The 11,274-nt window shown below is 62.7% G+C and carries 11 protein-coding genes and 1 pseudogene; 4 read left to right on the top strand and 8 right to left on the bottom strand.

Annotated elements, in window-relative coordinates:
• Window positions 1-8: 8 nt before the first annotated feature.
• Together ACIOMR_RS22495 and ACIOMR_RS22490 are read right to left on the bottom strand one after the other, a co-directional pair.
• Window positions 9-857: a MaoC family dehydratase gene (locus ACIOMR_RS22495; protein ID WP_003218642.1), complete on the bottom strand. Its 849-nt coding sequence runs from the start codon at window positions 855-857 to the stop codon at window positions 9-11.
• 2 nt (window positions 858-859) lie between these two features.
• Complete coding sequence (locus ACIOMR_RS22490; protein WP_177008349.1) at window positions 860-2,212, bottom strand: 3-oxoacyl-ACP reductase; 1,353 nt, start codon at window positions 2,210-2,212, stop codon at window positions 860-862.
• 114 nt (window positions 2,213-2,326) lie between these two features.
• Here ACIOMR_RS22490 and ACIOMR_RS22485 point away from each other — a divergent pair, with 114 nt between their 5' ends.
• Both ACIOMR_RS22485 and ACIOMR_RS22480 read left to right on the top strand, forming a co-directional pair.
• Window positions 2,327-3,604 (top strand): acetyl-CoA C-acetyltransferase, encoded by a 1,278-nt coding sequence (locus tag ACIOMR_RS22485; protein WP_087693751.1) that lies wholly within the window; start codon window positions 2,327-2,329, stop codon window positions 3,602-3,604.
• Between the two features lie 151 nt (window positions 3,605-3,755).
• Window positions 3,756-4,655 carry a PA4780 family RIO1-like protein kinase gene (locus ACIOMR_RS22480; protein ID WP_008438985.1) on the top strand — a complete coding sequence of 300 codons (900 nt, stop codon included), beginning with the start codon at window positions 3,756-3,758 and terminating at the stop codon, window positions 4,653-4,655.
• Between the two features lie 145 nt (window positions 4,656-4,800).
• Here the strand turns inward: ACIOMR_RS22480 and ACIOMR_RS22475 are convergent.
• The 4 genes and pseudogenes from ACIOMR_RS22475 to ACIOMR_RS22460 form a co-directional block, all read right to left on the bottom strand.
• A pseudogene (locus ACIOMR_RS22475) lies at window positions 4,801-5,010 on the bottom strand (MerR family DNA-binding protein); the annotation flags it as partial.
• Window positions 5,011-5,223: 213 nt separating this feature from the next.
• On the bottom strand, window positions 5,224-5,625 hold the full coding sequence (gene cueR / locus ACIOMR_RS22470; protein WP_177036399.1) for a Cu(I)-responsive transcriptional regulator: 402 nt from the start codon (window positions 5,623-5,625) through the stop codon (window positions 5,224-5,226).
• Entirely contained in the window at window positions 5,622-7,823 is a 2,202-nt protein-coding gene (locus tag ACIOMR_RS22465) for a cation-translocating P-type ATPase (protein ID WP_177047675.1), read from the bottom strand. Before ACIOMR_RS22465 ends, cueR begins: the two co-directional genes overlap by 4 nt.
• A gap of 76 nt (window positions 7,824-7,899) precedes the next feature.
• Window positions 7,900-8,280 carry a hypothetical protein gene (locus ACIOMR_RS22460; protein ID WP_087693477.1) on the bottom strand — a complete coding sequence of 127 codons (381 nt, stop codon included), beginning with the start codon at window positions 8,278-8,280 and terminating at the stop codon, window positions 7,900-7,902.
• Between the two features lie 147 nt (window positions 8,281-8,427).
• Here ACIOMR_RS22460 and ACIOMR_RS22455 point away from each other — a divergent pair, with 147 nt between their 5' ends.
• Together ACIOMR_RS22455 and ACIOMR_RS22450 are read left to right on the top strand one after the other, a co-directional pair.
• Window positions 8,428-8,628, top strand: coding sequence for a heavy-metal-associated domain-containing protein (locus tag ACIOMR_RS22455; RefSeq protein WP_003211150.1), 201 nt, complete (start codon window positions 8,428-8,430; stop codon window positions 8,626-8,628).
• A gap of 87 nt (window positions 8,629-8,715) precedes the next feature.
• Window positions 8,716-9,909: a multidrug effflux MFS transporter gene (locus ACIOMR_RS22450; protein ID WP_087693476.1), complete on the top strand. Its 1,194-nt coding sequence runs from the start codon at window positions 8,716-8,718 to the stop codon at window positions 9,907-9,909.
• Window positions 9,910-9,915: 6 nt separating this feature from the next.
• On the opposite strand, the gene ACIOMR_RS22445 is transcribed toward ACIOMR_RS22450, so the two are convergent.
• Together ACIOMR_RS22445 and ACIOMR_RS22440 are read right to left on the bottom strand one after the other, a co-directional pair.
• Window positions 9,916-10,095 (bottom strand): hypothetical protein, encoded by a 180-nt coding sequence (locus tag ACIOMR_RS22445; protein ID WP_003211153.1) that lies wholly within the window; start codon window positions 10,093-10,095, stop codon window positions 9,916-9,918.
• A 145-nt stretch (window positions 10,096-10,240) separates the two neighbouring features.
• On the bottom strand, window positions 10,241-11,254 hold the full coding sequence (locus ACIOMR_RS22440; protein ID WP_003211156.1) for a zinc-binding alcohol dehydrogenase family protein: 1,014 nt from the start codon (window positions 11,252-11,254) through the stop codon (window positions 10,241-10,243).
• Between the last annotated feature and the right edge of the window lie 20 nt (window positions 11,255-11,274).

Genomic DNA, 11,274 nt, shown 5'->3' with positions numbered 1-11,274 from the left:
ACAATTTATCAGGCGATGGGCCGCCAGCGGCCGACCATGTGTTCAATGTCCCCGGCGCCTTTAAGTTGCAGCTCACCGCTGGAGCCGGGGGCGCTCGTGAACAACGTTACCTCACTGGGCAAGCGCACCGGCTTTTTAAACTCGACATCTATCTCGAGATTGGCGGCTGGCAAATGCTCACTCAGTGCCGCCAGTGTGCGGGCCTTGTTCCACAGCCCATGGGCGATGGCCTGGGGAAAGCCGAATAACCTGGCAGTGAGGGCGCTCAAGTGAATCGGGTTGTAGTCGCCGGACACCCGGGCGTAGCGGCGGCCAACATCGGCGGGGGCTTTCCAGCGGGTCAGTTCGGCGACAGCGGCAGGGGGTTGCAGCGGGTTGTCCGTTGCTGCGCCATCGAGTTTCACACCGCGACAGAGCATCCGGCTTTGCGCTTCCCACAGTAGCCCCAGTGAATCTTCGACCGTGGTCACAATATCGAATGTCGCGCCCTTGGCATGGGGCTGCAAATTCTGCGCGTAAACGCCGACCGTCAAGTCACTCACACCGCCCAACGGGCGCAGGATGCGGATCCGGTTGCTCAGGTGGATCAATCCCAGCAGCGGGAAAGGAAACGCCTTGTCAGTGAGCAATTGCATCTGCAGGCCGAATGCCAGGATATGCGGATAGGTGGCCGGCAAGACCGGGCTGTCGGCAAACCCGCAGACCTTGCGATAGGCCGCGACTTCCCTGGGGTTCACACTGACCCGGCAGCGCAACCCTTGCTCGGGCAGCGTGGTGCCGGTGATCTTGCGCTTGAGTGCCGCGCGCCAATACAGCGGCGGCAGGAACGGGGTGCTGCCTAATGTGTGCCACTCCATGCTTACGCTCCCAATAGACTTTGCCCGCATACCCGAAGTGCCTGCCCGCTGACCGCGCCCGAGCCCGGTTGACCGAGCCAGGCTACCGCTTCGGCGACGTCCTGGGGCAAGCCGCCCTGGCCCAGGGAGCTCATACGGCGCCCGGCCTCACGCAGGGCGAAGGGAATGTGTGCGGTCATCTGGGTTTCGATAAAGCCTGGGGCCACGGCATTGATGCTGATCCCGCGCTCACCGAGCAACGGCGCCCAGGCCTGGGCCAGGCCAATCAGCCCGGCCTTGCTCGCGGCGTAGTTGGTTTGCCCGCGGTTGCCGGCGATGCCGCTGATGGATGCCAGCAGCACCACGCGACCGTTGTCGTGCAGGGTGCCGCTGTCCAGCAGCGCCTTGGTCAGCACTTGCGGCGCGTTGAGATTGACCGCCAAGACTGCGTCCCAATATTCCGGCGTCATGTTGGCCAGGGTTTTATCGCGGGTGATGCCGGCGTTGTGCACCACGATGTCGATGCCGTCCGGCAGGTGTTCGATCAGTTGGGTGGCGGCGTCTTCGGCGCAGATATCCAGGGCGATGCTGCGGGCGCCCAGGCGCGCGGCCAGGGCATCGAGGTCGGCCTTGGCTTGTGGCACGTCCAGCAGGATCACCTCGGCACCGTCGCGGGCCAGGGTTTCGGCGATCGAGGCACCGATGCCGCGGGCGGCGCCGGTCACCAGGGCCTTGTGCCCGGCGAGTGGGCGCGTCCAGTCCGCGACCTGGGTCGCGCAAGGGTTCAGGCGAATGACCTGTCCGGAGATATAGGCACTTTTCGGCGAGAGGAAGAACCGCAACGCACCCTCCAATTGATCCTCGGCCCCGTCGCCCACGTACAGCAATTGCAGTACGCCGCCGCTGCGCAGCTCTTTGGCCAGCGACCGGCTGAAGCCTTCAAGGGCCCGTTGGGCACTGGCGGCAAACGGGTCGCCGAGGCTTTCCGGGGCACGGCCAAGGATCACCAGGTGCGCGCTGTGATCGAGATTTTTCATCAGCGGCTGAAAGAATTCCCGCAGCTGTTTGAGTTGATCGGTGTGCTGCAGTTGGCTGGCGTCAAATACCACGGCTTTGAGCTTGGGCCCGTGGCCGGGAATCCAGGTGGTTGCCGTCGACGGTTCGGTGCCGTAGCTATAGATAGCGTCGGTCAGTTTGTTGGCGAATGGCAGGATTTTTGTCGCCAGCGGGCCGCCGCCGATCAGCAGTGCACCCTCCACCGGGCGCAGGCGTCCGGCCTGCCAGCGTTCCAGGCGTACCGGTGACGGCAGGCCAATGGCGGCGACCAGGCGATGGCCGAGGCTGGAGTTGGCGAAGTCGATATAACGGTCAGACATGGAACGCTCTCCGAGTGCTGGGGTTCAAACGGTGGACCATCAATAGGTGAAAGTCGTTCGATTGAGCCTAGGCTAGGCTCAGAGATTCACCCCATAACCTCAAGGGAGCTTTCCATGACTCAATTGCGCCGTGTAGCGATCATTGGCGGTAACCGCATCCCCTTCGCCCGCTCCAACGGCCCTTACGCCACGGCGAGCAACCAGGCGATGTTGACCGCTGCCCTCGAAGGCCTGATCGAACGCTACAACCTGCACGGCCTGCGTATTGGCGAGGTGGCCGCCGGGGCGGTGCTCAAGCATTCCCGCGACTTCAACCTGACCCGCGAGTGCGTGCTGGGCTCGCGCCTGTCGCCGCAAACCCCGGCCTACGATATTCAGCAGGCCTGTGGCACGGGGTTGGAAGCCGCGTTGCTGGTGGCGAACAAGATTGCGCTGGGGCAGATCGAAAGCGGGATTGCCGGCGGCGTCGACACCACGTCCGACGCGCCTATCGGGGTGAATGAGGGCCTGCGCAAAATCCTGCTGCAAGCCAATCGCAGCAAATCCATGGCGGATAAACTTAAAGTCTTGTTACAACTTCGTCCCCATCACCTCAAGCCGGAGCTGCCGCGCAACGGCGAACCGCGCACCGGGTTGTCCATGGGCCAGCATTGCGAGTTGATGGCGCAGACCTGGCAGATACCCCGCGCCGAGCAGGATCAGTTGGCGCTGGAAAGCCACCAGAAAATGGCCGCGTCCTACGCCGAAGGCTGGCAAAACGATTTGCTCACGCCCTTTCTTGGCCTGACCCGCGACAACAACCTGCGCCCCGACCTGACCCTGGAAAAACTCGCCAGCCTCAAGCCCGCCTTCGAGCGCAGTGAGAAGGGCACCCTCACCGCCGGTAACTCGACACCGCTGACCGACGGCGCCTCGTTGGTGCTGCTGGGCAGTGAAGCCTGGGCCAAGGAGCGCGGCTTGCCGATCCTCGCCTACCTGCGCGATGGCGAAGCGGCGGCGGTGGATTTCGTCAACGGCGCCGAAGGCCTGCTGATGGCGCCGGTGTACGCCGTGCCGCGCCTGCTGGCGAGGAATGGCCTGACCCTGCAGGACTTCGATTACTACGAGATTCACGAAGCCTTTGCTGCCCAAGTGTTGTGCACGCTGAAAGCCTGGGAAGATCCGGAATACTGCAAGACCCGCCTGGGGCTGGATGCACCGCTGGGCTCTATCGACCGCAGCCGCTTGAACGTCAAGGGCAGCTCATTGGCCGCCGGCCATCCGTTTGCTGCCACGGGCGGGCGTATCGTCGCCAACCTGGCCAAGCTGCTGGACGCAGCCGGCAAGGGCCGGGGCCTGATCTCGATCTGCGCCGCCGGGGGCCAGGGCGTCACCGCGATTATTGAGCGCTGATCTCAGCTATGATCGGGCCGCCGGTCAATTTGGCATATTGGATGCATTCTTAAGCGGTCAAAGGTCGGTACCCTCTCCCCGCGGCGAGAGGATTGCCGTATAACGAGTGCCATACGCGTGTTTGGTAATAAAGGACCCACAATAAAAGCTGATGAAGACTCCTAAACGCATTGAACCCCTGATCGAGGACGGTCTGGTCGACGAGGTGCTGCGCCCACTCATGAGTGGTAAAGAAGCAGCTGTTTACGTGGTGCGCTGCGGCAACGAGTTACGTTGCGCCAAGGTCTACAAGGAGGCGAATAAACGAAGTTTTCGTCAGGCGTCCGAATACCAGGAAGGCCGCAAGGTCCGCAACAGCCGGCAGGCCCGGGCCATGGCCAAGGGCTCCAAGTTCGGCAAGAAAGAAACCGAAGATGCCTGGCAGAACGCTGAGGTAGCGGCGCTGTTTCGCCTGGCCGGTGCGGGTGTTCGCGTGCCCAAGCCGTACGACTTCCTCGAAGGCGTGCTGCTGATGGAGCTGGTGGCCGATGAATACGGCGACGCGGCGCCACGTTTGAACGACGTGACGCTGGAGCCGGACCAGGCCCGTGAATACCACGCCTTCCTGATTACCCAGATCGTGCTGATGTTGTGTACCGGCCTGGTGCACGGTGACCTTTCCGAGTTCAACGTGCTGCTGACGCCGACGGGCCCGGTGATCATCGACCTGCCTCAGGCGGTGGATGCCGCGGGCAACAACCACGCGTTCAGCATGCTGGAACGGGATGTGGGCAACATGGCTTCCTACTTCGGGCGCTTTGCCCCGGAATTGAAGAAGACCAAGTACGCCAAGGAGATGTGGGCGCTGTATGAAGCCGGCACTCTGCACCCGGCCAGTGTGTTGACCGGCGAGTTCGACGAACCGGAAGAGCTGGCTGACGTGGGCGGTGTTATCCGCGAGATCGAAGCGGCGCGGCTCGATGAAGAGCGTCGCCAGGCGATTCGCGCGGCAGACGATGCGCCACCGAGCAAGGCGTCGGAAGAGCCGCCACCGCCGCCCTGGATGCAGTGATCCAACGGCGAGTGGATATCCAAATGTGGGAGCGGGCTTGCTCGCGAAAGCGCTGGTTCAGTCAACTGATGTATTGACTGACACTCCGCATTCGCGAGCAAGCCCGCTCCCACATTAGGTTCCGTGCATGCCTGGTTAAACTTGCTCAGGCGCAACAACTGCCCGACGCCAACTCCCTGAGAATCGGGCAATCCGGCCGATGGTCACCCTGCCAGTGTTCCACCAGGTCCTGCAACGTATCGCGCAATTGCCCCAGCTCGAGGATCTTCTGGTTCAGCTCATCGATATGCTGGCGGGCCAGCGCCTTCAGGTCGGCACTCGCACGGCCCCGGTCCTGCCAGAGGGTCAGCAACTCGTGCGGCAGACGATGCGCCACCGAGCAAGGCGTCGGAAGAACCGCCACCGCCGCCCTGGATGCAGTGATCCAACGGCGAGTGGATATCCAAATGTGGGAGCGGGCTTGCTCGCGAAAGCGCTGGTTCAGTCAACTGATGTATTGACTGACACTCCGCATTCGCGAGCAAGCCCGCTCCCACATTAGGTTCCGTGCATGCCTGGTTAAACTTGCTCAGGTGCAACAACTGCCCGACGCCAACTCCTTGAGAATCGGGCAATCCGGCCGATGATCGCCCTGGCAGTGTTCCACCAGGTCTTGCAACGTATCGCGCAACTGCCCCAACTCGCGGATCTTCTGGTTCAGCTCATCGATATGCTGGCGGGCCAGCGCCTTGACGTCGGCACTCGCGCGTCCCCGGTCCTGCCACAGCGTCAGTAGCTTGCCGACTTCCTCCAGGGAAAACCCCAGGTCCCGCGAGCGCTTGATAAACGCCAGGGTGTGCAAGTCATCGGCGCCATAAATGCGGTAGCCGCTGTCGGTGCGATGGGCGGCTTTCAACAAGCCGATGGACTCGTAGTAACGAATCATCTTCGCGCTCAGGCCGCTTTGGCGTGCTGCTTGGCCGATGTTCATGGACGCTCGTCCTCCAGGTCCTTGGGTTTCCAGGTTTTCAACAGCAGTGCGTTGCTCACCACGCTGACACTGGACAGGGCCATGGCCGCGCCAGCCATCACCGGGTTGAGCAGGCCGAACGCCGCCAGCGGAATGCCGATCAAGTTATACACAAAGGCCCAGAACAGATTCTGTCGAATTTTCGCATAGGTCTTGCGGCTGATTTCCAGGGCTGCCGGCACCAGCCGTGGGTCGCCGCGCATCAGGGTAATACCTGCCGCGTGCATCGCCACGTCGGTACCGCCGCCCATGGCGATGCCGATGTCGGCCGCGGCCAGGGCCGGTGCGTCGTTGATGCCGTCGCCGACCATTGCCACCACGCCGGTCTTTTTCAGCTCGGCGACGGTAGCCGCCTTGTCCGCAGGCAACACCTCGGCGTGCACGTCATCGATGCCCAGGGCTTCGGCGACCACGCGGGCGCTGCCACGGTTATCGCCGGTCAGCAGATGGCTGCTGATATGCCGAGCCTTGAGTGCTTGTATCGCTTGCAGGGCGCCCGGTTTAAGCGTGTCACCGAAGGCAAACAAACCCAGCACGCGGGGCTGCGGGCCTTGCTCGATCAGCCAGGACAAGGTGCGGCCTTCGGCCTCCCACGCACTGGCCGAATCGGCGAGATCACCGGTGCTCAAGCCGGTTTCTTCCAGCAGGCGACGGTTGCCCAGCGCCAGTTGCCGGCCATCTAGGGTGCCTGCAATGCCACGCCCGGTAAGGGACTGGCTGGCGCTGACATCCGCGACGTTCAAACCTTGTTCGGCACAGGCATCCAGCACCGCCTTGGCCAATGGGTGTTCACTGCCGCGCTGCAGCGCGCCGGCCTGTTGCAGGAGCGCCCCTTGATTGCCGTCAATGGCGGCCAGGTGCGCAATTTTTGGTGCGCCGGAGGTCAGGGTGCCGGTCTTGTCGAACACCACGGCGCTGACTTCATGGGCGCGCTCCAGGGCTTCGGCGTCCTTGATCAGGATGCCGTGGCGGGCGGCAACGCCGGTACCGGCCATGATGGCGGTAGGTGTGGCCAGGCCAAGGGCGCAAGGGCAGGCGATCACCAATACGGTCACCGCATTGATCAGCGCGACCTCCAGCGGTGCGCCATACAGCCACCAGCCGACCAGCGTGGCCAAGGCCAGCACCAGCACCACCGGCACGAACACCTGGCTGACTTTATCCACCAGTTTCTGGATCGGTGCCTTGGCGGCCTGGGCGTCTTCCACCAGGCGGATGATCCGCGCCAGCACGCTTTCCGCGCCGAGGGCCAGGGTACGCACCAGCAGCCGGCCTTCGCCGTTGATGGCGCCGCCGGTGACTGCGTCGCCAGGCTGCTTCGGCACCGGCAGGCTTTCACCGCTGATCAAGGCTTCGTCGGCGTGACTTTGGCCTTCGACCACTTCGCCGTCCACCGGGAAGCGTTCGCCGGGTTTGACCAGCACCAGGTCATTCAGCTTGAGGGCGGTGATGGCGACGTCCTGCTCGCGGCCGTCGATCACCTGAATCGCCCGTTCCGGACGCAAGGCTTCCAGAGCGCGGATGGCACTGGCGGTCTGGCGCTTGGCGCGGCTTTCCAAATATTTGCCCAGCAGCACCAGGGCGATCACCACCGCCGAGGCTTCGAAATACAGGTGGGGCATTGTGCCGGCGGACGCCGTGAGCCATTCATAGATACTCAGGCCGTAACCGGCGCTGGTGCCGATGGCGACCAGCAGGTCCATATTGCCCGCTCCGGCGCGCACGGCTTTCCAGGCCGCGATATAGAAGCGCGCACCGAAGATGAATTGCACCGGGGTGGCCAGGGCAAATTGCACCCAGGCCGGGAGCATCCAGTGCAGCCCGAACGGTTGCACCAGCATCGGTAGCACCAACGGCGCGGCGAGCAGGATTGCCAGCAGCAGCGACCAGCGTTCATGGCTCAGGCGTTGTTCCTGGCTGGCCTGGGTGGCGGTTTCGCTTTGGGGCAGGGTGGCGGTGTAGCCGGCCTTGTCGACGGCGGCGATCAGGACGCTGGGGTCCATCTGGCCGAGCACTTCAATGTGGGCGCGTTCGTTGGCCAGGTTGACGCTGACACTTTGCACCCCGGGCACTTTGCCCAGTGCCCGTTCAACCCGCCCGGCGCAGCTGGCGCAGGTCATGCCGCTGATCGGCAGGTCGAAGGTGGTGGATCCGTTCATGGGCAGTACTCCAGGAGAGATTGCCCCTAGGATCAACCTTGACCTGTGGGGAAGGTCAAGGCGTTAGATCAATGTTTCAGTATTCCAGTGCGGCCGGTTTCAGGTACATGCCGTCCGGCCCTTGCGCGATACGCAACTTGCGCACGTCACCCGCCTTCAACGTAATGTTTTGCGCCGGTGGTGCGAGCATGCCCGGCAAGCAACCCTGGGATTGCCCCGGCAACAACTTCAGGCGCAACGACACATTCCCGGCCGGCAAGTTGAAGGAGGTGGCCTGCTCCTGGAACAGCCGCCCGGCCAACTGGTCCTGGATGTACAAGCCAATCTCGCAGTTGGTCGGCACTTCCAGGCGCTCCCGGGAAATGATCAGCACCGCATAATCTTCATCTGCGCTGGCCGGTGGCACAGCAGCAAAAAAGCCCATCAGGCTGACAAGGCCAAAAAATGACCAGCGCATGGCGAATTCTCCGAGGTTCACATCGTGGATAAGTGCAGCTTGGCCGAGGGCGCGAATGAATGCCAGCCCGGCCGATGTTCTCAGAACTTGACCTTGCCATCGTGGCAAGGTCAACACTGCGGGCAACCTCATTAAAGGAGTCATGTCATGCAAGTATTCAGCGTTGAAGGAATGACCTGCGGCCACTGTGTCCGCTCGGTAACCCAGGCGGTGCAGGATAAGGACCCGGCGGCCAGCGTGCGCGTCGACCTCGCGACAAAGGAAGTCGGCGTGGAAAGCAGCCTGCTGTCGCCGGCGGAGGTGATCAACCTGATCAGCGAGGAAGGCTACAGCGCCAAGCTCGCCTGACTTTTTGAATAGTTAGCGAGCTAACTTAATGTTCAAGGCACCCGAGCCCGGCTAGACTGTTGGGCTGCCGACTCACCTGGGTGCCTGATGAACCTTCGTATAATCCTGATCTTGGGGGCCTTGAGCGCGTTCGCGCCGCTGGCCATCGACTTCTACCTGCCGGGTTTCCCGGCCATGGCCGTGGCATTCGGCACCGACGAAAAACATATTCAGCTGACCTTGGCCGTGTACTTCACGGGCCTGGCGATCGGCCAGTTGATCTATGGACCGCTGGCAGACCGTTTTGGCCGGCGCGGGCCGCTGCTCAGCGGCGTCACCCTGTTTACCCTGGCGTCCTTCGCCTGTGCGTACGCGCCGTCCCTGGAATGGCTGATCGGCGCGCGTTTCGTCCAGGCCCTGGGCGGCTGTGCGGGCATGGTGATCTCGCGGGCGGTGGTCAGCGATAAATGCGACGCGGTGGGCTCGGCCAAGGTGTTTTCCCAGCTGATGCTGGTCACCGGGCTGGCGCCGATCCTCGCGCCGCTGGCGGGCGGGGTGATGGTTGGCGTGTGGGGCTGGCAGTCGATCTTCCTGGCGCTGACGGTGTTCAGTGTGATGGCGGCCATTGCGGTAGCAGTCGGGCTGCCGGAAAGCTTCCCGGCCCATCAACCGCGCCAGCCGCTGTCAGGCGCACTGCGCCAGTACGGCCGGTTGCTGTCGGACCGGGTGTACCTGGGCTATGCCTTGACCGGCGGCATCTCGATTGCCGGTATGTTTGCCTACATCGCGGGCTCGCCCTTCGTCTTTATCAAGCTCTATGGCGTGCCCGCCGAACACTATGGCTGGGTATTCGGCTCGAATGCCGCGGGCTTTATCCTGGTGGCACAGGTCAATGCGCGTTTGCTCGCTTCGCGTGGCCCGGCATTTTTGCTGTCGCGCACGGTGTGGGTTTACCTGGCGGCGGGTCTGTCGTTGCTGGCAATTACTGCGCTGCGCACGGACGCCTTGTGGCCACTGCTGGTACCGCTGTTTATCTGCATCGCCAGCCTGGGCTGCATTTTGCCCAATACCTCGGCCTGCGCCATGAGCGGGCAGGGCGCTCGGGCGGGCAGCGCGTCGGCGTTGCTCGGTTGCATTCAGTTTGGTGTGGCCGCAGGCGCAGCGTCGTTGGTCGGCGTGCTGCACGACGGCACGGCGATGCCGATGGCAATGGTCATCAGCTTGTGTGGCGTATTGGCCGTAACGTTCGCGATGCTGACCCGGCGCCTGCAGCGCCAACGGGCACTGCAAGCGGCGGACTGATCAGGATCAGCCAGCAGAGCGCTGCTGGCTTTCGGGGAATCGGTGAGGCGCCTGGATACGGGTTTGCAGGGTGTCGGCAAACGCGCGGGCCTCGGCCTCACTGCGGAAGGTAAAGGCGTTCTGGTCGAGACGGACCTGCCATTTGTTGCCTTCGGATCTTGCTAGCGCTTTTATCAGGATCTTCATTGCTGACTTCCTCACGTAAATTGCGTGGCAAAGGCGGCCAATATAAACCCGAATACGCTCACAAATATGACAAGGATCAAGTCTCTGACTAGCGGTGTCGTCCATTACTCACATGAATAACAGACGACACTGACAGAACCTTTCGTTAGAACCCTTCCAGCACGATCTTGCCCTTGGCCTTGCCGCTTTCCAGCAGTTCGTGGGCACGGCGCAGGTTAGCCGCGTTGATCACGCCAAAGTGCTCGCCCACGGTGGTTTTCAGAGTACCGGCGTCGATCAGTTCGGCGACGCGATTGAGCAGGTTGTGCTGCTCGATCATGTCGCTGGTCTCGAACATCGAGCGGGTGTACATGAACTCCCAATGCAGCGACAGGCTCTTGCGCTTGAGCTTGCTTACGTCCAATGCCTTGGGATCGTCGATCAGCGCCAGTTTGCCCTGGGGAATCAGCGCTTCCACCAGTTGGTCCAGGTGCTGGTCGGTCTGGGTCAGGCTGGCGACGTAGTTCACCTGCGGATGGCCGGCGTTTTTCAGCTCTTCGCTCAACGGTTTGCTGTGGTCGATCACCAGGTCGGCGCCCAGGTCCTTGGCCCATGCCTGGGTTTCAGGACGGGAGGCGGTGCCGATGACTTTCAGGCCGGTGAGCTGTTTCGCCAGTTGGGTCAGGATCGATCCCACACCACCCGAAGCACCGACAATCAGCAGGCTCTGGCCTTCATCGGCCTTGCCTTCACGCACTTGCAGGCGTTCGAAGAGCAATTCCCAGGCGGTGATGGCGGTCAGCGGCAGTGCAGCAGCGTCGGCAAAACCCAGGGTTTTCGGCATATGGCCGACGATGCGCTCATCGACAGTGTGCAGTTCGCTGTTGCCGCCGGGGCGTACCAGGGAGCCGGCGTAGAACACCTTGTCGCCGACCTTGAACAGGCTGACTTCGCTGCCCACGGCCTTGACCACACCGGCCACGTCCCAGCCCAGCACTTTGGCCGCGCCGTTTTCCGGGGCGACGTTTTGGCGCACCTTGGTGTCCACCGGGTTCACCGAGATGGCTTTGACTTCCACCAGCAGGTCGCGGGGGCCGGCGACCGGTTCGGGCAGTTCGATGTCTTGCAGGGATTTTGGATCGTTGATCGGCAGTGCGGCGTAGTAGGCGATGGCTTTCATGATGGTTTCCAAAAAGGGGG

Origin of the sequence: Pseudomonas sp. NPDC087814 (assembly GCF_044742865.1) — a bacterium.
GTDB lineage: Bacteria > Pseudomonadota > Gammaproteobacteria > Pseudomonadales > Pseudomonadaceae > Aquipseudomonas.
The sequence above is the reverse complement of the archived record's forward strand: the minus strand, read 5'-3'. Positions and strand labels throughout refer to the sequence as shown.

Coding starts and splice junctions, on each gene's coding strand:
- ACIOMR_RS22480 (WP_008438985.1), top strand. CDS start 3,756: ATGAAGACTCCTAAACGCATTGAACCCCTGATCGAGGACGGTCTGGTC.
- ACIOMR_RS22465 (WP_177047675.1), bottom strand. CDS start 7,823: ATGAACGGATCCACCACCTTCGACCTGCCGATCAGCGGCATGACCTGC.
- ACIOMR_RS22455 (WP_003211150.1), top strand. CDS start 8,428: ATGCAAGTATTCAGCGTTGAAGGAATGACCTGCGGCCACTGTGTCCGC.
- ACIOMR_RS22495 (WP_003218642.1), bottom strand. CDS start 857: ATGGAGTGGCACACATTAGGCAGCACCCCGTTCCTGCCGCCGCTGTAT.
- ACIOMR_RS22450 (WP_087693476.1), top strand. CDS start 8,716: ATGAACCTTCGTATAATCCTGATCTTGGGGGCCTTGAGCGCGTTCGCG.
- ACIOMR_RS22490 (WP_177008349.1), bottom strand. CDS start 2,212: ATGTCTGACCGTTATATCGACTTCGCCAACTCCAGCCTCGGCCATCGC.
- ACIOMR_RS22440 (WP_003211156.1), bottom strand. CDS start 11,254: ATGAAAGCCATCGCCTACTACGCCGCACTGCCGATCAACGATCCAAAA.
- ACIOMR_RS22460 (WP_087693477.1), bottom strand. CDS start 8,280: ATGCGCTGGTCATTTTTTGGCCTTGTCAGCCTGATGGGCTTTTTTGCT.
- ACIOMR_RS22485 (WP_087693751.1), top strand. CDS start 2,327: ATGACTCAATTGCGCCGTGTAGCGATCATTGGCGGTAACCGCATCCCC.
- ACIOMR_RS22445 (WP_003211153.1), bottom strand. CDS start 10,095: ATGAAGATCCTGATAAAAGCGCTAGCAAGATCCGAAGGCAACAAATGG.
- cueR (WP_177036399.1), bottom strand. CDS start 5,625: ATGAACATCGGCCAAGCAGCACGCCAAAGCGGCCTGAGCGCGAAGATG.